Source organism: Nitrosococcus oceani ATCC 19707 (genome assembly GCF_000012805.1).
In the GTDB taxonomy this organism is placed as follows: Bacteria; Pseudomonadota; Gammaproteobacteria; order Nitrosococcales; family Nitrosococcaceae; genus Nitrosococcus; species Nitrosococcus oceani.
Genome location: NC_007484.1, coordinates 54,060 through 73,324, shown reverse-complemented (window position 1 = coordinate 73,324; position 19,265 = coordinate 54,060). Strand labels below are relative to the sequence as shown.

Here is a 19,265-nt window from a genome sequence, read left to right as displayed (position 1 = left end):
TTACAGCGCTGCGTGTACCCCGTCATTTTTTTTACGGGTTAACCCCATTTTGTGCATCGCATGCCAAATACAGTAATACGAAACGCCAAAATGCCGGGCGCGTTCTTTATAGGTGAGATCAGCCTTGTCTTCCACATGGACCCGTAAAGCCTCCCAGTCCAGCTTGTGTGAACGGCGAGGGCCGGGACGCTCGTAACACAGCGCATCATCCTGCGACAACCAGCGATAAATGCTCGCGCGGCCTACCTGAAATCTCCGGGCCGCTTCCGCCTTGCTTCCACCGCCCCTTACAAAATCGATTACTCGTTTGCGCAAATCAATTGAACATCTCATCACAACAGTATGAATGAATATAACACAAATGTCTCAATATCTATAAATTTAGATATAATTTTCTCCATATTTTTCTATTCCAAGAGCATAAGTTGCTGGTTAGTCAGATTAACTAAGGGCTTAAGCGGCTGATGGGTATAGGCGATAATCCCAACGACTAAATGGACCATGAAATGAGCGATGCTGCGATGGCGGCCGTGCTCAATTTGGGAAATATTTTTGAGTTGGTCATTGATAGTTTCAATAAGAGAGCGCCTGCGCAACAAGCGCTTATCGAACAGAGGCAAGAGCCGATTGTGCATGTTTTTTCGAAGGGGAGTCACCAACTGAAAACTCTTTTCAAAGAGAATTTGGAATAAGTGTTTTGAAATGTAGCCTTTATCGCCAAAGAGTTTTCCTGAGATGCCAGGGTGAGATGGGGCACGGGGTGGAGGTCATCGACACTGCTTGGGGTCACGTGGAAAGAGAGCAGTTCGCCCCGATCATTGACCGCCCGATGAAGCTTAAAGCCGTAAAATCAGCCCATCGATATTTTGTCCCGCTTGGCGATTTTTTTGAACACCCGATGGCTATCGATTCTGCCGCTGACGTGATACGGACACCTGGGAGGCGTTGCTGGAGAAGCTGGTCGATGATCTGGACTTTGAGTGGCTGATGATCAATGCCAGTTATCTCAAGGTGCATCCCCGTGCGACAGGGGCCAAGGGGGAAAATCAGGATATGAGCCACACAAAAGGGGGCTCAGCACGAAATTACATTTGGCCGTTGGTTGCGCATGGTCTGCCGGTCCAAGTTGTCGTTACGCAAGATACCACAGCGGATTATTGCACGCAGGCCCTCGAACTCATCTCGGCAATAAGCGCAAAACATTTGCTGGCAAACCGAAATTATGACAGCAATCTCGTTATCGAGCAGACAAAATAGCAAGGCACCATGGCCCCCGTCATTCCACCACGAAAAAACCGGAAGAGACAACGAGCCTATGACCCGGATCTCTATCAGTGGCAACATTTCACTGAAAACGCTTTCTTGCACCTCAAGCGATGGCGCGGCATCGCCACACGCTATGCCAAAAATACCGCTTCATTCCTCGCCGCCATCCAAATTCGCTGCATCTATCTCATGACGACAAAACCTAGCGGCCTTGGATCTGGCCTGCCGCATTTACCATGCCTATGGACAAGGCGCCTTATTGACTATCATGTCTCCCCTTACACCACTGTCCAACAAGGCAAGGGAACTTAGGGGCAAGGCGGTGCAATAAGAAGGACGTATGCCCCCTGCTTAACTTTCCTCAAGCCGGTCTTCCCTGTACGCTTAGGAAAACCACCGGCAATAGCAGCCTGGAGAAAGTTGTGGAGCATATCACGAACAAAATCGCTCGGATGGCACAAGAAGCCAAAACTCGTCGTGAAGCCAAAGCCAAGAGAGAAGCAGAAACGGCTAAAATCATCCCCTTGCTCCCTTGTTGGGGCAAGGGGCAACGCGGTGTCCCTAATGAGATGGTTCGCTCGGCGCTCTTTTCGGTGAAGAACAAGAAGCAGGCCAGAGCTTACTTGGAAGGCGTGCCGATTGTGGTCGTGGGAGATGGCCGTATCAGTTACCGCGGGCAAGAGCTGCGCCAGGATGATGAAGATATATGGCTCCAAATCATGCATGAGGCTAAGGCGCGACCACTCGGTAAGTGTGTGGAATTCAAACCCTACGCCCTACTTAAAGGAGTGGGTTGGGCCATCAAGGGGCAAAGCTACCAGCGGCTTCAAATCAGCCTAGAGCGCATGGTCGCCACGGCCTTGACCGTCAGTAGTCACCGGCTAGGGAAAAGCGTGACTCTACCCCTTATCCAAAAATTCGAGCGGGATCACGGCCGAGGGCCTTGGAAAGTTTGGATTTCATCGGAGATGGTGGTCTTGTTTGGGGATGTCCACTACACCCGGCTTGAATGGGCGATGAGACACCAGCTTGGCCCCATAGCCAAGTGGCTGCATGGCCTTTATTCTAGCCATGCTCGACCCTATCCGATGAAGGTGGAGACCCTATGGAAAGGGTCTGGCAGCGCTGACGGTCTCTTGAAAACTTTTAAAGTTAATCTTAAAGGGGCCCTTAACGAACTCAAGGCAGTGGACTTTCTGAGCGACTGGCGAATAGAAGGCAATCTCGTCTATGTGATGAGAGCAGAGAAGAAAGCATGACCTTTGAACTACCAAGACTTGACCTTTGGGCTACCCGGCTTGACTTTTGAGCTACCGAAACTTGAACCTTGGGTGCTCAAGGATTGGCTTTTGGGTTTCCAAGCATTGACCGTTAAGCTGCTGAGACCTGAGTTTTTGGATACTTAAGGCTTGACCTTTGAGCTACTGAAACTTGACTTTTGGACGACCAATGATTGACCTTTGAGCGACCCTTCTGAGGTTATTTTCCTAATTAACCCTTTGTCTTTGCTTTAATTTTGCCTTATTGCTTTGTACCGCTAACCTTCTTTAACCTCTATAACCCCTTACCGGTAACGGCCCGCGTCTGCCCCTTGCCACCCGCTTTCAGTCCATTCTGGAGGCTACATCCCTATAGCTTCCAAGGCTCCATAGTACTCAGAAGACGCTCTTTCCAAACGATCTATCTGTTTATGCCGATTGATAAGTGCAACAGCCCACAATAAGCTGCCTTGCCTGATAACCGCCCAGTTTTTAGCGCTCTCCTTGTTTTTTCTTCAGCATCAACAGCTCATCATCCAACCCATAGCGGATTATCTCAATATGCTCCCTACGCTGTCCGATAAAGTCGCCTGTCATCAGCGGGAGCTGGAATGGAAAGAATGCCGGGTTATTTAATAGCAGGTCTAAAGTTCCCTTGCCCTCGGGGATGGCATGTAGGGCTGCCTCGAGCATTAAAGATACTAAGTTAAGATCGGAAATAGGCGCTGATACTATCTTTTGATAACAACCTTGCTGTGCAGTATCTTTGAGAACGCCCCAGAAAGCGAAAGAGCGAACGACAAACTGAGCATTGCGGCTCACGGTTTGGCGCTCACCGTAGACCTCAATCAAACGCCTAGAGACCTGTTTCATCGTGACCTGATCTTGGAGCGCTAGCAAACGCCCTGTTTGGCGCGCCACATTGAACCAAAAGGGGTACGCCGCGCCGATCATCGACCAGTGGACCGCAAGTTCAGCGCTTCGGCCCTGTGCCAGATAGGGCAGAGCATCGTTTCTCAATGTTTCCAATACCGGGTCGGGGGTAACCCATATGTTCATTAAAATCGTGACAGCGAATGACCTCGCTTCTGTACTGCGTTCTGCACGCACACCGCTGCCCATGCGATCGCTCAAGTAGTCATGGAGTTCCTGTCGAATAGCCTTAGCATCCAGCCCGGCAAGAAGGAGGTAAGCGGCTTTTTGCATCCACTCATAGCGAATGGCCTGTTTGATACCAATGGCCTCGTGCCGTTTGTCCATCACCGTGTTTTCCTCTCAAATTTAACCAAGGGCACGATAACTTCCTCAAGGGTAATGCCGCCATGGCCGACGATGGCTTCGTCAGGGGTAGCAAATGCGTTGCTGCCACCGGCAACAAGCGGGAAATAATCTGATGGCAACCCTACCGGCAGCCATTCATGGGCAAAAGAAAATTTGCTGGCCACTTGAGCCCGCAATTCCGCAGTGGGATAAACTCGAACCCGTTCACCGCGGGTTTCAGCGGTGACTCCTTCAGAGGGACGACCCTTGCCCTGGCACTCGATATTACCGTGGTCGGATGTCATCCAAACTTCATAGCCGTGATCAAGTAAGTAGCCGATGAGTAATCCGAGGAAACCACCCCGGCACCACTGTTTAATCTGGTTGTGCATCCCGGCCGAGCCGAGCTGCATGCCGTGCATGATTTTATCGACCTTGTCCACGACCAGCCCCACCACCTTGGTCTTCCCGGGGTGGATTGCCGAGTCGAGGACGCCTGCAGCATCACCGTCGCCAAGGCCGCGCTGGTAGGCAACATCCAGCCGGGACAGGCCATGGCCTTCCCAGAACTGCTTCCAGAGCTTTTCTTCCTTATGGGTCGACTTAATGGATGACGGAAAATAGAGCGGTGGCTTGCCGGAAAAAATCGCTTGCCGGGACACGGAAGTCAGCGTGGGAATCCAGGCGAAGGTCGCCGACTCGCGCATAATAAGGCTGCGGTCCCGCTCCTGGAGAATCGGGCGAATGGTGGCCCATTGATCCAGCGCTAACCCATCAACCACCAGCAAAGCAACACGGCTATTCTTGGCATTTTCCAGATCCCGGGCTAAACGCCGTGGCACATGGTGCACCATCGCAGGATTGTTCGGAGGCAGATTAATGAGGCTGGCATAGTGGACACTCAGCCACCGGGCAAAGGTGGCATTCAGCGCATTGTCGGTTTGCAGAAGCCGAGCCTTATCCTCTCTGTTGGAGCCACAATGAACCAAGGCAGATAACTCGGCCCATTTCAGCGCAAAGGTGATCCAATCTGAATACCGGGATTCCGATGTAGGCAGGCTCTTCTCCACCAGCCCGAAAAGACGGGAAATGCGCATTTCGTCATCACCGGCGCTGGCTTCGATAACACCGCAACGAATCCAGGACCCGGCATCAATAGCAACCTCTGGCTTCTGAATTGGCGTAAGTTTCCCTTCAATAAACAGATTGTCCATATAGACTCTGATGTCCTGATGATCAAAAGGAAGCACGCTAGGCCCAGGATAGTTGAGGATTTCCTCAAGCGATCTTTCTCGCACCTCATTGCCCGGCTCAAGCTTGCTCAAAAACACTGGCCAGCGTTCCTGGATAAAGGCAAAAAAAGCTTCTTCGTCCGGCACGATCTCATCTAGCGGCCAAGTAGGGAAAGCACCCTGCCCCTTAAGCACCTGCACAAGCCGATCAGATAAGATACGAGGAAGCTGGACTTTGCCGTAATGCAAGCGGAGCAGCAATCGTAAGAGTTCCACCTCACTCACTATCAATTCAGGCGCAATACCAAACACATGTCGCAGGATGAAGTCCTTAGTGGCATTGTCCCCTAGACGGTCAGAGGGTGTTTTCCTCTGCGCCTCAAAGAGGACATCCAAAAGGGCGCGGTCCAGCTTTTCGATGACCGGATAGCTCAGATAAGGAAAGAGCTCACCAAGATTAAAAGAGAGTTTTCTTCCGACTTGCAATAAATCATAAGGCAATGATTCCAGCTCCGCATCTTGCAAGCGGAGGACCACCACCAGATCGGTGTGCTCACCCCGGTCCCAGATCGAACGGTACTTGGACTCATAGACATACCTGAATTCGACCGGGTCACTGAACTCGATCAGGTCGAAGCCGCGCCCGCGAAGTTCCAAGGCCAGCTTTTCCTCGGTCATCAGGCAATCCGGGTCTGCGACCAGGGTCAGCTTGCTGACGTTGGGTACAAAGTCGTTCAGGATAGCGTCTCGCCAACTACTCATTAAGCGCCTCTTTTGATAATCCGCAGCATCAGCAGCGACCGGATTTCCGGCACGATCTGCCGCGCCGATTGCAGTTCATGTCGCCATTCGGATTCTTCTGCGTCGCAACGGGCCAGCCTGAATTGCCGCACCTCCGGCAATCCAACCCGTTCGATGGCCTTGCGGCGCGAGGCAAAGGAGACAATTCCGCGTTCCTCCTCGTAAGCCACAGCGGCAAGATGTACCTGCTGCAAGGCGTCAAACAGCTCCTGTCCGGCCTGTTCGGCAGCAATCCGCAAACGCTCATGGGCGGTGATGGATTCATCTCGCCCGAGGGTGGCTTGCACCTGGGCTTCCGCTGTCTGCAGCGCATCCCAGATATGCCGGGCCGTGGGCAGAAACAGTTTGCCTTCCTCGCTCAGGAACACGCTGACATAACCGCGCCGCACCATGGGGATGCGCAGGAGTTGTGTCTTCTGGTGCATTCCGGCCTGAAGGCGGATCTCAAAGAGTCCCCAGAGACCGGAGATGCTGGTTGGCAGACCGCTCACGCTTACGCAAGGCAATGGCTGGCCCGCCGCGATCTGCGGCAGGTTCAAGGCCAGCCCACGGACACGGCTGTTTTCAAGATTGAGCAGGGTTGCATCGGTCAGCCGGTCCGCTTCCCGGGCATTGAACACGGCCTTGCGATGCTCCTGACCGTCCGGCCAATTTAGATCCCACCAGGAGCGTTTACGGCTGGCTGTGCCGCCGTGGGAATTGAGATAGCCCACCGTCATCCGCTCCACCCAGTGGGGCAGCGGATGGGAGCGCAGCTGCTCAGCCGCCTGCACATTCAGTTCTTCGGAAATGCCATAGATGGCGGAGGACTCCCGCACCTGCTGAATCTCATCGCGAATCCGAGTCACCGTCTGATCGACGGAAGTTTCAATACCATCAGGGTTGGCGAACGCCTGCGCGAACACATCCTCGAACAACTCGCCGGCCTGAGCTGAGTCAAGCACGTCACCAGTCTTATCGATGCCGAACTCGTCAAAGATCACCGAGAGCTTCTGTTCCAACACTTCGCGAACGCGAAACTCGACCGAATCTTCAAACACGAAGTTGATCGCTCGCACCATCTTGGGCTGGCCGATACGGTCCACGCGGCCGATTCGCTGCTCCAACCGCATCGGGTTCCAGGGGATGTCGTAGTTGATGATGACATGGGCGAACTGCAAGTTTAGACCCTCACCGCCCGCATCGGTGGAAAGCAGCACGCGGTGCGATTTACGGAAGGTATCCTGGGCTGCCCCACGTACCTCCATATCCATGGAGCCGTTCAGGGTGACCACCGAGATTCCCCGGGCTTCCAGAAACTCCTTCAGCATCTCCTGGGTCGGTACGAACTCAGTGAAGATCAACACTTTCAGATCCGGCTCGTTTTCCTCGGCTTGCAACTCGTAGATCCACTCGATCAACGCCTCGGCCTTGGCGTCCGGCCCCGCCTGCTCGCAGCGAACCGCCGCATCTAGCAAAGTCTCCACATGACTGCCTTCGCTCTGTAGAGCCAACACATGGGATTTCAGCAGTTCATCGAGCAACTCCTGGCCGTCCATGTCGTAGAGCTCGGTTATTTCATCGTCTGTGTTTTCCGATCCCCCCGCACTGTTTTCCAGCTCCGCTAGGCGCAGGCTGGCTTGCTGCTCGCCTTCCTTAAGTGCCGCGAGCCGACGCTCCAAAGTGGTGCGGATTGCTCGGGTGCTAGAGACCACCAGGCGCTGCATCAGGATCATCAGAAAGCCGATGTGGCGCTTCTTCTCGCGCAGAGCCTGGTTGTAGCCCTCGCGCACATAGTCGGTCACCGCCTCATAGAGGAGCTGCTGCAGGTGATGACGGCTCTCCCAGACTACCGGGGCCATCTGCGTGCGCCGGGCTTTGAAGAGGGGCTTGCCATCGGCATCGATGGCCTTCCGTTTTTCCGTGCGGATGACGTAAGGAGCCACCCGGTCGCGGGAAACGCTGTCCATATCCGGGAAGGCGTCCTCATCCAGCAGGTTCATCAAGCGATGGAAAGCATCGGTCTTCCCCTGGTGGGGCGTAGCCGAAAGGAGCAGTACATAGGGCGCGGCCTCCGCCAGGCCCTTGCCGAGCTTATAGCGGGCGACCTGATCGGTACTGCCACCCAGGCGGTGCGCTTCGTCCACCACTACCAGATCCCAACCAGCAGTGATCAGATCCTCGAACCGGCTGCGATTGTATTCGGCAACGCGCCCGGCGGTCCAACCCCGCCGCTTGTCCATGGGCTTGACCGAATCCAGGGGAACGATGACCTGATCGAACATCGACCAGGCTGAGTTCCGGTGGTCCGCCCCTGGGGCCAGGCGCTGCAAGGTGCTGATGTCATCACCCAGCACGAGCTGGAACTGCTCATTGAAGTGGGTCTGCATTTCCGCCACCCACTGGGTAGCGATGCCTTTGGGAGAGACGACCAGGATTCGCCGAACCAGTCCGCGCAGCTTGAGCTCGCGCATGACTAGACCGGCCTCGATGGTCTTGCCGAGGCCCACCTCGTCGGCCAACAGGTAGCGCACACGGTCGCCGGAGATAGCCCGGGACAAGGCGTGGATCTGGTGCGGCAGCGGGATAACATTGGACTCCATGGGAGCCAGCAATACATGACCGTCAGTGGCGCTGGTGGAGCCTTCGAGCACCTCGGCCACCTTGGCTGCGGCGGCCACATAGGCAATGCGTCCAGCCTCGATCTCCGGTTGCAGGTCGGCACTCAGCGGCCGTAAGGCGGAGCGGGGCACGCGCACCACCGCGTCCTGGTTCGGCAACCAGATACGGCACACGGCCTGCCCCCATAAGGTCTGTTCTTCGATGACCTTACAGGCGCTGTTATGAACGGTGCTGTATTGCCAAGGCATTGATTCCAAAGTGAATCCTTTATGGACAAGCTCGTAAAAGGCGTGGATTTGTGGTTAATACTTCGATGCCGCCATCCTGGAAATCACCGTCGTTGGTCATCAATTTGATATTCCTCTTTTTACAGATATCCACCAAGAGAGCATCGTTAAAGTCGACTCCACCGGTCGAAAAGTCAGACAATGCCTGATTAAGATCCAGTTCGTTGGCAGGTATTGAATGAATTTGGCAGAAACTTAGGATCCTTTTGGCAAAGGTTTCTGCGGATGATGCAACTGTTGAGAAATCTGCCGAGTTTCTGAAATCCTTAAATTTAGGATAGTGGGATCTATAATGTCCTTCCCACTCGATTCTTATGTACCGGTTAAGGTATTCGCTCAAAACCATTGGATCGAGAACAGGCCGAGCTTGTGCAGACACCAAGTTTGCAAAAGCAGTCGAATATTGTTGGGCAAAATTATGTGGCGGATTTCCTGGTGCAGGGAACAGGTAAAGCCAGACATTTGTATCAACGAGAACCTGCTCATCTGAACTGAAGGAATAGGAGGACAGATCATAAGCCTTATTCTTCATTGTTGTCTTCCTCCAGATTGTTGTCTTCCTCCAGCCACGCGTCATCATAAGATTTTTTGTTGGAATAATACTTCTTTGCATTATCAACAACACGCTTGAGCAGTTCCATGTCATCAGAGGAAAGTCCCTCAACTTTCAACTGAGCTCGAATAGTTTCCTCACCAAAAGAACCATAGAGCTGACCAATTGCCACATTGAGAAAGAGCGAGATCAGCATAGTTACATTTTCAAATGAAATGGTAACCTGCTTCCCCTCTCTCACCAGTTGCTCTACCTTGCCGAATACTTTCTGGCCATCCTCGGCGGATATGCAGAGCGAACTGCCTATCAGATCCGCAACCTTTATTTTGACTTGATCGTTCATAGTAACTCCTTAAATCGCTAGAAGATGTCTTCACTTTTCAGTTCTGACTTCAAGCAGTAACTGCTTGTATCTTCAGTGTTAATTTCAATATTTATGCAAGTTCCGGGGAAATCGTTGCTCATTTTTCGAATAGACTCACCATTTGCAGAGAAATCGTAGTATCCGTACCTTGATACAACCTGAATTTTTCCGCCATTCATCTGAATAAAATCTTTGATGAGCTTCAATCCAAGACCTCCCGGCTGATTTCCGGTTTTTGTGGTATTGCCCTCTGTCATAGCCCATTCAATGGCCTTGCAGGAATTGAGTTTTTGTTTCCGAGTATATCTTCGTACGTTTTCCCTGATCCCGACTCCAGCATCGGCAATGGTAAAATCCAGTCGATGCTTATTTGGATAAAATTGCCCGCAGACAAAAATCCCGGCTTTCGATTGAGAATGAATGGTCGCATTCAGAAATATTTCGAACAGACTTTGCCTAAAGCGTTTGGTTAATGCTTCCGACATGGCCGGAATACCTCTTCCTCGCATATAAGTATCAAGATAATCGTTAAACTGATCTCCAGCGGTAAGTTTAAGAATCTTGAATGGTAGTGTTGTCTGATTGGTGTCTGTCAACTCAGGCTGACTGAATACGCTCAAGAATTTGTTTTTCCGAAGAATTGTACTTACTCCTGCTGGCACATTGGTAATGGTCACATCATTCAGCTCATCACGAAGCCGCGCAATAACGGCATATAGCGGTGCCGCCATATTGGCCTCGAAAAAACTGCAGAATGAAAGATCGAATTCAACAGAATCCAACCAAACATTTTTCGTTTTGACCGCAATTTCAGCGATGGCGTCAAAGCCATTGCAATTACTTCTAATGGTGCCAATAGGGATCAGCATCTAGTCACCGCCTCCCATTCTTGTTACCGCCTGGTCGTACCACATGAGCAGCTTGGGATCTTCTTCCAGGACGTTGTTGGGGATCTTGTCGGCCACGGCGACGATGACGGCGTAGTCGCGTTCCTGCCAGGCTTTCTTGAATCCGGCGCGGACAGCTTCCAGGCGGAAGACCTTGAGTTTCTTTTTGACCTCTTTGTATTCCTCGAACTCCTTGAGCAGTGCCTTCTCGCGCAGTTTCTCCAGGTCGCCCGCCTTATTTGGATCGGGCACGTACCAGCGGTCGCGGGCCTTGGCGACCAGAGTCGGGTCGTCCTTGGGCAGGTTGCGCAGTTCTTTCCAATTGGTGGAGAGGTAGGCGTGGATCTGCTCGGGTACCGGGCCTTTGCCGTCGTAGCTGAGGAAGTTTTGGTTCAGCAGTTCACGCAGGTCGAGCTGGGCCTCGTTTTTGCTCCAGCCGCCGAGCTGCTGCATAAACTGCGGATTGATGTCGGAGAAGGTCTGCGGCTTTTCCTTGATGAGCTGGTGGAGCCACTGGATGGCGGATGCCTCGTCAGAGACGAACATGGACATCTGCTTAAGTTCGCCCGAGGTCATCTTCTTGCGGTCGTATTCGGCCACCTGATCCGGCAGGAAAAACATGCCGTCGCGCTCGATGAAACGCTGCGACAGCCCAATCTGGAACTCCTGGCTCGAGATCGGCACGGGGTAGCCCTTGCGGACGTAGTAGGCCACCATTTGGTCGAACAGGATGCGCGGATCGCGTTCCGGGACGAACTGCAGCAAGGCTCCCTGTTGCTTGGTGACCGGCAGATACTTTAGGTGGGTTCGGACAAAATCCCACACACCTTCTTCGGTTTGCGCCTCTTTCTGAAAGCGCTCTTCAAAACCGCCGTTGGGTTTGTAGGCTGAGATAACGAGGTCTTGTTTGACAGCAGTGGGGGTAGTGTAAGCCATTATCGACCCCTGCTTTTTATTTAGAACAGAGACATTCGCGACAATAAATCCAGCGTCTGATATTGCCGTCTGAATATTGTTCCAAATACCAGCGCTTGTATTAGAAAACTCTACAGTCATCCAGCGCCCAGGTTTCAATTGGTTGTATGCCTGTCGAAAGCACTGAGTCATAAGAGATCGGTATTCATCAATCCCCTTGTTCTGTGACCTATTCTCAATTGCCTCCTCGGCATTATTCGTACTTACTTTAAGCCATGCCTCCCATATTGAATTTAGTTCTGAGTAGTTCAGATTTGCGCCGAAAGGCGGATCAATGAATACATAGTCCAAACCCGCTTCGATAGATGATTCCACCGTAGACGACATGGTCTGAATAATGGCAACCCTATTTCGATGAGACTTGACTTTATAAAACTGAACAAGCTGGTTCAGCTTTTTCTTGTAAACGGGAATCATGTTACCTTCACTATGGATGGAAGGCATATACAAAGTACCCGTTCTAGGTCTGTGCCCGCCACCTGGGTTGTATTGCCTCATCTGCGTGGCGTGCCAAGAGGTATTCAGAAAACCGAATTTGAAGGGAGTAAATTCAGATTTGTCAGCCAAATCCAAAATCTTCGACATCACTGATAGATTTCGAGGTGAATAAAAGTGATGAGTGTGCGTGATACCAACCGGATCATTTCTCCTAGACTCATGCCCCTCAATCATGCGATTGATGGGAAACCATCCGTCTAATCCTTCGTTTTCTATCTTCTCCAAAATTGCGAAGTCACCCTCGTCAGGTTTCTTCTCATATCGTTTCCCACCAACGCTATAATTGATCAAAGCAGGTATCTGCTTGGCCTGCCGAATCGTCTCTCCCAAGAATCGGTCATAAGTGGTAACCCAAGCACGGTCCATATTGCGCTTTGTTAAGCTGGTCTGGCAATTAGGACATTGAAACTCATCGTTTACTGTCTCAGATTCTTTGTCGACTGCAACATCCCAGAATACAATCTCATTAGTGCAATCAGGACAGACAAATACATCTGACCAGATTGTGTAGTTCACTTTCGCCTTGGTCACCCCGTCTGTATGAGTTGTTTCATACATCCATCCACATTCTCGCTCGATTATTTTGATGAATTTCTTAGCTTCATTTTCAAATGATGCCGTATCAACATAAAGGTTGTAGTTATGCGCAAGGAACGTCGCCGCCGGTGAAAGGTCGTTCAGTACGGCTCTGCGGACGCCCAGTTTTGAAAATGGTCGCCAAACCTTTTTGCCATCTTCGTCCATCTCTTCCTGCAAAATGGTCCCGTCCGGCTTCAACTGGTAGCCGAGCGACATGACCACTTCACGGTCGCCACACATCTGCGCGGCCACTCCTGTCATGCCAGTACCACAGAAGCCGTCAAAAACGATGTCTCCTGGCTCCGTGTAGTGGAGGATGTACCGCATGATTGCCTTGTGCGGCACTTTGGTATGATAAGAGTGGGCATTGTAAATCGGGTCGTTTTTTCCTTCGCTGACATCGGCGGCAAAAGGCTCACGGTGATAGTGATAGCCTTCGGGCTGTTCCGGCTTTTGCGCCTCCCACTCGGTGATGAAGTCGGCGATCCATGGGTTCGGGCAGGCGGTGTAATATGGCGGATCACTCAGGTTCAGGATGTCCTCGTCGCTGCCGATGGGAAAACCTTCGATCTTGCGGAACTCCGGGTCCTGCAGCTTCTTGCGCAGCTCCTCGGTAAAGTGGGTGCGACGGGCTTCGTCGTTTTCAAACTCAAGACCAAGACACTTTACAGGCCCATCCGAACCAGCCACCAGTTCTTCGTCGAATAGCCTGCCGGAGCCCGCTTCGGCGGGAACCAGTCTGGTCTGGAACAGGCTTTCTTGTTTTGGTTTCATCCAACATCTCCAATTTCTTTTACCTGTCTCTTGATGAATGCCTGCATTTCTTCTTTCTTTGGCAGTTCCAGCAGGTACTTGGAGACAAAAAGGCTGTTGTCCATGCCTGCCCGGGCATACTCAGCCAGGGCGTGATTCTTGTCGGTGCAGAGTAGAATGCCGATAGGCGGAATGTCGCTCAGTCGGGCAGTCAGTTCCGACAGTACCTTTTCTCCATAGACCGCCTGGCAGGCTTGCTTGGCCAATTCGTCATGGGCCTGCGGGATGGCGGCTACAAGCCGATTAAAATCCATGCAAGGCTGGCGGCATGGCCACATCCATCGCCGGCCTACGCATAAAATATTCTCACCGAGCATAAATATGAGCGATTGCGTGCGCCGCTCGTATTTTGCGAGCGGCGCACGCAATCGCTCGTATTTTCGCTATTTTCGCTCATAACGCGTCCCTCTTCCCTGCCCAACAGGCTTTACTAAGTCATTCTTTTCCATCCGTTTAAGCAAACGCGTGGCTTGAAATGGGCTGATCCGGCATAAATCAGCGGCATCTGCTCGTTTGATGGAACCGTGCGCATCAATGTATTTCAGCACCATTTGCTCTTGCTGGATGGGCGCAAAACCGGCCTGGCGGATGTATTCCGATTTCTTTCCTGCCTTACGGTACAGGGCAGCGCTGAGGGTATAGGTCCGCCCCCTGCCGGTGCCATGCGGCTCCAGAAATCCGGTTTCAACCAGCTTCTCCAGGGTTATCCTCACGTTGGTTTCTGATTTCTGGACGGATGGGGCCAGGTCCGCAGTGGTTAGTCGTCGCTCTTCCCGAAGGCGGGAGAGTATGATCAGGGAGTCAATCGGCATGTTGCCAAGCTTATCCTCCTGCTCGACCACCATCTTGAGGAAATCGAGATCGGCAGCAGCATTCACCATCTGTACTGAAACCGTGAATTCATCGGACATTGAGTAATCAGGCGCGGGGCGTCCGTAGCGGAGCATGCCCTCGTAAATGCGGTCGATGCCACGCCCGGTGCGCTCGGCCAGGCCGATCCGCTTAATCACATCGGCGAGGAGGGGATTACGGGAACGAGGATCGACTACGAGCAGGTTATCCAGTCTCACCCCCTCGACGAAACCACCCGGGTTGCTGATAGTGAGACCATCATCAGTGATTTTGACATGCACCGCACCGAGCCTGCTGAAATCACGGTGAACCAGCGCATTCACAAAAGCCTCACGAAAGGCGCGGCGATCATAATTGGGTACAGGTACCCGGAAAAGGCCAACCTGAATTTCTTCTTCCTCAACCCGGACCTTGAAGAGGGGGTCCACTTCTTCAAAGGTTTCCAGAAGCGGTTTCCGAAAGAACTCGTTGACCTTGACATCGGTTCTCTGAAGCACCTGAAAGGCGACCTCATAGGCGGGCACATGGGCTCGCAGGAGTTCTTCCGTTCCCAATACCAGTAACCCGGTCATGGTGGGGTGTCTAGCGCCATTCGATTCACGACAAAGCCCAAGTGCGCCGTCCAGTTCGTCATCAGCTAGAGCAAGCAGGGATTGCTCCCCACCATACTTTTTTATGGCACTACGGATACGCAGGCGCTGAAGCGGATCGAGCTGACCCGAGTCTACTTCCTCAAGTACCATGGCTGAGGGATCGACGAGGCCCAGGGACGACTGGCGTTGAATAAATTCGTGGGGATAGAAAGGTACTGCTTCCGGTGTTCCATCGAACTTCAGGCGTCGGCGTACCAAAAAGCCGTCGGAAGTGGATACCAGTTGCTGGGACTTCGGCACCCTGATCCGGGCAATGGACTTTCCCGTTGACTCGCACTTTTCCACGCGAACCGAAATAGCAGGATTCGTCTTATTTGCAATGAGAGGCGGGATACCTAAAACATTCAGGTGACTTGCATGCAAACCGGTAACCGTGCCGTCATCCTCCACGCCGAGCAATAGATCGCCGCCGTCCGTATTTGCTAAAGAAACCACAGCCGCCACAAGCTCCCGATCCGGCAGGCGCTTCAGGTCACTTTTGAACTCTAGAGAAACACTCTCGCCTCGCTGGATCAATGCCTCTATTTCGTGTTTATTCGTGTTCATTCGTGGTTAACCTTCCATGACGATCCGCACCTTGGCCGGGTCCTTGCCCTTGGTGAGTTGATCGATGTACTCCTCAAAGCGTTTCTTCATCTCCACCGGGGTGGCCGGGCCGTCGGTAACCTGCAGGGCCTGTTGCAGCTCCTGTGCCTTGGCGGTGACCCTGACCAGACCGGAGAGCACTTCCTTCAGGGCGTGAACGAAGTTGCTGTCCAGCGGCACCGGCAGTTCCTTCGACTTGATGAAGGCTTCCAGCGGTTCGCGGTCGTCGATTTTCAGTAGATCCATATTGGCCTGGGTGATCGGGCCCTCCAGATTGCTGAGGATGGTGGAGGTCCAGGCCGCCACCATGGCATCGAGCTGGGTATCCATCTGGTCGATCATCTGCGACCCCACGGCCGCACCGGTTTCCACCGCAGGCCGGAAGCCACAATGCGGGCAGATGGACGAGGCGTCGAGGTTTTGCTCGGTCAAGGCGAAGCAGCTCTTCAGCCCGGCCAGGCGGTTCTGGTAATCGGTGAGCTGCTGCCGTGGCATCAGGTCGATACCGGCCAGCTTACGCAGGGTTTGCAGACGCGGGTCGTTGAGCAGTCCCGCCTTGCGCTTATCCTCGTTCACCCCCAGCCGGGCCTTGGTGTGCAGACCGATGTAGGCGACGGTGTAATCCTTCTTCAGCTTCTGTAGCTTGGCGCCGATTCCGGATAAGGGACTCTGGGACTGGCTGGTCAGCTCGGTCAGATTAGCCTGCTTGAAGGCATCCAGTACGTCCTGTCGGGTGGTCTTCATGCGATCCACCCAATCATGCTCGGCAGGCAACACCGCCTCGGCGGTGGAGAGCCAGGACGCCGTCGGGCCATTGTCCATGATGAACGCGCGCAGGGCATCCAGCTCGTCCAGCGCCTTCATGGCCTTTTCGTGGGCCAGTACTTCGGGAGCGCTGTAGCGGAAGTTTTTCAGCTTGCCCGGCGAGGAGTAAGCCTGCAGCGATTCAAAGAAGCCCTTGGCCTCGTCCAGTCCGCTGGTCTGGCTGGCCAGGTCGGTGCCCACAAGCAGGTCTAGCCCCCAGAAGGAAAGCCCTTCGCGTAGGGTTTGCTGGGTCATGACGATGCGCTTGACGATCTTGCCCACCGCCTGCTGCAGGTTCTGCACCGGCTCGTCCTTGCCCTGGGTGACGAGCTGGGCCATGCCGGGCGTCATGCCGAGCAGCTCAAATAGCGCCTTGAGCGCTGGCAAGTTCCATTCCTTCGGCTGCTCCAGGTGCTTAAAGCGGGCCAGCTCGTCCATGCCGGTCGCGGCAAGTTGCTGCAGGCCGGTGGCATCGAATTTCTTGCCCGGGATGGCGAGCACGATGTCGCCGGAGTAGACCAGCGCCGCCACCAGGACGCTCACCCATTCCGGCTCCAGACGCGAACCGCCCGGGTTCATGTATTCCAGCCCCTGGTCATCCTGGATGATCTCGCTGCGGTTGACTACCTGGCCGTGCCCCTTGGCCTTGACCGCATCGAGGATAAACTTGGTGTACTTCGACTTGTAGGGGTCTATTTTCTCGCCGTCAAGTAGATCCAGGGCGTCCAGCACGGCGGTGGCCTGCTTGGTGCGGTTCTGTCCGGCGATGGTCCGCAAGGCATCCTGCGCGGCCTGGGCGCGGTTATTGCCGGTAATCAGGACCGAGAAGAACGGATAGTCCGGAGCCTGGTTCTCGAAGTTCGGTGCCAGGCAGACACCGGCGATGGTGTTGACCAGGTCACGGAAGTTGATGGTCTCGTGGGGTAGCAGACCGGACAAGTCGCGGATGGACTTGCCCTTGGCCCATTCGGTCATGGACTTGGCGCGGCCCTGATAGGTGACCTCGAAGGCATCGCTCATGTGCTTCTGCAGCCACTGAACCAGCTTCTTCAGGAAGCCGTTGGCTTTGGATTCATAGGTGGCCTTGGCATGGCCCGAGGATGTGCCCGCAAGGTCCAGGGCTGCCGCATAGCTCTTCAGCGCGGTTTGGAATTCCTCGTCGGTGCTCTTCAGGCGGAAAAAAACCTCGTCACTCACCTTGCCGTCCTTGAAGCGCGGCGGATCGTTGGGCTGAATGAAATACAGGTAGAAGTCCCGCTGCGGCACGGCGGTGGAGCGCTCGTTGGGAGCGCCGAAAAAGAGGTAGCCGGTACGGGCGGCCTTGTGCTCCTGCCAGACCAATTCGTGCTGCCAGATCTTGTAGCCGGTCACGTAGGTGGCGTCCTGGTATTCCATGGCACGCTTGAGTGCCTCGTAATAGAAACGGTCGAGCTGAGCCTGGCCCAGACTCTCGGCCCGTTTGTCGATCAGGGCGTCGAAATCATCGGTCTTCTTCAGATCGAGATAAAACTGGCGGTTGTCCTTGTTTTCAGAAATGAACTGTCCACTGACAGCTGTGTGGATTTTGCGCAGTACAGTCTCTACATGGGTCTGTAGATCCTTGTCAGGCTCATCACTCCCCATTTCCGTGATTAACGGTTCAAATAAGCAGAGCCGATCGCGCAATTCTTCGGCGGATGCGCCCATAGGGGCATAGATGTCGCCAGTGGTGAGACGGTGAACGGACAGGGCGTGTATTAGGCGCACTGCCATGGGCTTGTAGTTTTTCGGGGTCAGTGCGTTCTCGATGCGAGACTCCAGCACTTGGCTGCAATCGATGACCGCCCGGATCTCGGGAATGGCGCGGAAGGAGGCATTCTGCTTGAGCGTGTTCCAGTAACTGTCGAAGGCGATCAGACCAGGTTCGTCCTGCGGTACATCCTTGCCGAGAATGCCTTTCATGCCCATAGACAGGGTCTTAAGCACCTCACGTTTTTCCACCACGGTAACGCGCTCGAAGGTGTCGATGTAATCAGGATGTACCGGGAAGAGCCGAACAAACTCGTCCATGCGCTCGTTGAGCCCGTCGTAGTATTTGGCAAAGGGCATCAGGTAGTCGCGGATCTTGGCCTGTTGCTCGGCGGTTTTCTTGAGCAGGCGCTCCGCCACGACGAATTTCACGTCGCTGCGGGCAATAAGGATCTGCTCGAAGCGGTCCTTTACCCGGCGAATGCTGTCGGCCACAAAGGCGAAGCGCGGGCTGTCGAAAATAGCTTCCTGGACACCGGCCATGAAGCGGAAACGCAGATCCTTGCAGACCTCGCCGACCTCGCGGAGGAAGTTAAGGTCGAGAATCAGCTCCTGGTCCTTGCGGGTGCGTAGGTAGTCGAGCAGCTCGTCGACCACCAGCAGCAGGCCGTGTTCGGGGAAGACCTCGCCGAACTTGGCCATCATGTCTTCGAAGGCCCGTTTGTGGCTGATGATAGTCCCGGCTTCAGGGAACACATACTCCACGCCGAGTTTTTCGAAATGCTCTTCCAGTTCGGCCACCAGGATGTCGCGCAGGGACATGGTGGTGGCTCCAATCTCGGTACGTATCACCTTGAAACGTCCAGCGATCTGAGCGGCGGCGTCGCGTACACTGGCGTGGTTCAGCTCCTCCAGCAGTGAGGCGTCTGCGGCAAGGCTGGAGACCACCGACATCAAGTGCGACTTACCGGTGCCATAGTTACCGACGACCAGCAGACCCTTGTTATCGACCGGTTGGTCGAACTGCATCTGAGGAATGACAAGCTGCGTGAGCCGTTCGGCCATTTCCTTGGAAATGACATAGGTATTCACGAGGGTGTGCGCGGCGCTCGACTTGTCCGCGTCACGCAACTGAACGACCGACTCTATTGGGTCGAATTGGATAAGGTCTCCGTATTTGATTTGCGCCCTCCCTGGATTCTCCTCTACAGGTATGTTTTTGATATGTCCAAATCTCCTATCCTGTAACCTAACCACGCTTGCCCTGT

The 19,265-nt window shown here is 53.7% G+C and carries 13 protein-coding genes and 2 pseudogenes; 3 read left to right on the top strand and 12 right to left on the bottom strand.

Annotated features, from left to right (window positions below):
- Both NOC_RS00565 and NOC_RS16380 read right to left on the bottom strand, forming a co-directional pair.
- Nucleotides 1–333: an IS630 transposase-related protein gene (locus tag NOC_RS00565; RefSeq protein ID WP_155814701.1), complete on the bottom strand. Its 333-nt coding sequence runs from the start codon at nucleotides 331–333 to the stop codon at nucleotides 1–3.
- Nucleotides 334–407: 74 nt separating this feature from the next.
- A pseudogene (locus NOC_RS16380) lies at nucleotides 408–913 on the bottom strand (IS982 family transposase); the annotation flags it as partial.
- Between NOC_RS16380 and NOC_RS18010 the strand changes: the two are divergent.
- The 3 genes and pseudogenes from NOC_RS18010 to NOC_RS17155 all read left to right on the top strand — a co-directional run.
- Nucleotides 907–1,449: pseudogene (locus NOC_RS18010) on the top strand (IS5 family transposase); the annotation flags it as partial. The pseudogenes NOC_RS16380 and NOC_RS18010 sit on opposite strands and share 7 nt — an antisense overlap.
- Before the next feature lie 239 nt (nucleotides 1,450–1,688).
- Complete coding sequence (gene trfA / locus NOC_RS00550) at nucleotides 1,689–2,525, top strand: plasmid replication initiator TrfA (RefSeq protein ID WP_011330220.1); 837 nt, start codon at nucleotides 1,689–1,691, stop codon at nucleotides 2,523–2,525.
- Nucleotides 2,526–2,528: 3 nt separating this feature from the next.
- Nucleotides 2,529–2,672 carry a hypothetical protein gene (locus tag NOC_RS17155; protein WP_002812588.1) on the top strand — a complete coding sequence of 48 codons (144 nt, stop codon included), beginning with the start codon at nucleotides 2,529–2,531 and terminating at the stop codon, nucleotides 2,670–2,672.
- 345 nt (nucleotides 2,673–3,017) lie between these two features.
- Here the strand turns inward: NOC_RS17155 and NOC_RS00545 are convergent, their stop codons facing one another.
- From NOC_RS00545 to NOC_RS00500, 10 genes are all read right to left on the bottom strand, one after another.
- Nucleotides 3,018–3,785, bottom strand: a complete 768-nt coding sequence (locus tag NOC_RS00545; RefSeq protein WP_011330219.1) for a hypothetical protein — start codon at nucleotides 3,783–3,785, stop codon at nucleotides 3,018–3,020.
- Nucleotides 3,785–5,779 carry a BREX-3 system phosphatase PglZ gene (gene pglZ / locus NOC_RS00540; protein WP_002814112.1) on the bottom strand — a complete coding sequence of 665 codons (1,995 nt, stop codon included), beginning with the start codon at nucleotides 5,777–5,779 and terminating at the stop codon, nucleotides 3,785–3,787. The genes NOC_RS00545 and pglZ overlap by 1 nt, the downstream gene beginning before the upstream one ends.
- The gene (locus NOC_RS00535) at nucleotides 5,779–8,667 is read right to left on the bottom strand and encodes a DEAD/DEAH box helicase (protein WP_002811886.1); all 2,889 of its coding nucleotides are present in this window, start codon (nucleotides 8,665–8,667) and stop codon (nucleotides 5,779–5,781) included. The genes pglZ and NOC_RS00535 overlap by 1 nt, the downstream gene beginning before the upstream one ends.
- Before the next feature lie 19 nt (nucleotides 8,668–8,686).
- Complete coding sequence (locus tag NOC_RS00530) at nucleotides 8,687–9,238, bottom strand: type II toxin-antitoxin system VapC family toxin (protein WP_011330218.1); 552 nt, start codon at nucleotides 9,236–9,238, stop codon at nucleotides 8,687–8,689.
- Nucleotides 9,228–9,602: an STAS-like domain-containing protein gene (locus tag NOC_RS00525; protein ID WP_002813100.1), complete on the bottom strand. Its 375-nt coding sequence runs from the start codon at nucleotides 9,600–9,602 to the stop codon at nucleotides 9,228–9,230. Before NOC_RS00525 ends, NOC_RS00530 begins: the two co-directional genes overlap by 11 nt.
- Nucleotides 9,603–9,619: 17 nt before the next feature.
- Nucleotides 9,620–10,492, bottom strand: coding sequence for an ATP-binding protein (locus NOC_RS00520; protein ID WP_011330217.1), 873 nt, complete (start codon nucleotides 10,490–10,492; stop codon nucleotides 9,620–9,622).
- On the bottom strand, nucleotides 10,493–13,336 hold the full coding sequence (locus NOC_RS00515) for a DNA methyltransferase (protein WP_002811959.1): 2,844 nt from the start codon (nucleotides 13,334–13,336) through the stop codon (nucleotides 10,493–10,495).
- On the bottom strand, nucleotides 13,333–13,653 hold the full coding sequence (locus NOC_RS00510) for a PDDEXK nuclease domain-containing protein (protein ID WP_050754200.1): 321 nt from the start codon (nucleotides 13,651–13,653) through the stop codon (nucleotides 13,333–13,335). The genes NOC_RS00515 and NOC_RS00510 overlap by 4 nt, the downstream gene beginning before the upstream one ends.
- Nucleotides 13,654–13,758: 105 nt before the next feature.
- Nucleotides 13,759–15,426: a DNA glycosylase AlkZ-like family protein gene (locus NOC_RS00505; protein WP_002813715.1), complete on the bottom strand. Its 1,668-nt coding sequence runs from the start codon at nucleotides 15,424–15,426 to the stop codon at nucleotides 13,759–13,761.
- A 6-nt stretch (nucleotides 15,427–15,432) separates the two neighbouring features.
- A complete protein-coding gene (locus NOC_RS00500) occupies nucleotides 15,433–19,254 on the bottom strand; it encodes a DUF6079 family protein (protein ID WP_011330215.1) in 3,822 nt (1,273 codons plus the stop codon).
- Nucleotides 19,255–19,265: the final 11 nt, after the last annotated feature.

Bases quoted from the DNA above. Each gene is read 5' to 3' on its own strand.
- NOC_RS00565 (WP_155814701.1), bottom strand. From the start codon at position 333: ATGAGATGTTCAATTGATTTGCGCAAACGAGTAATCGATTTTGTAAGG.
- NOC_RS00545 (WP_011330219.1), bottom strand. From the start codon at position 3,785: ATGGACAAACGGCACGAGGCCATTGGTATCAAACAGGCCATTCGCTAT.
- pglZ (WP_002814112.1), bottom strand. From the start codon at position 5,779: ATGAGTAGTTGGCGAGACGCTATCCTGAACGACTTTGTACCCAACGTC.
- NOC_RS00535 (WP_002811886.1), bottom strand. From the start codon at position 8,667: ATGCCTTGGCAATACAGCACCGTTCATAACAGCGCCTGTAAGGTCATC.
- NOC_RS00530 (WP_011330218.1), bottom strand. From the start codon at position 9,238: ATGAAGAATAAGGCTTATGATCTGTCCTCCTATTCCTTCAGTTCAGAT.
- NOC_RS00525 (WP_002813100.1), bottom strand. From the start codon at position 9,602: ATGAACGATCAAGTCAAAATAAAGGTTGCGGATCTGATAGGCAGTTCG.
- NOC_RS00520 (WP_011330217.1), bottom strand. From the start codon at position 10,492: ATGCTGATCCCTATTGGCACCATTAGAAGTAATTGCAATGGCTTTGAC.
- NOC_RS00515 (WP_002811959.1), bottom strand. From the start codon at position 13,336: ATGAAACCAAAACAAGAAAGCCTGTTCCAGACCAGACTGGTTCCCGCC.
- NOC_RS00510 (WP_050754200.1), bottom strand. From the start codon at position 13,653: ATGTGGCCATGCCGCCAGCCTTGCATGGATTTTAATCGGCTTGTAGCC.
- NOC_RS00505 (WP_002813715.1), bottom strand. From the start codon at position 15,426: ATGAACACGAATAAACACGAAATAGAGGCATTGATCCAGCGAGGCGAG.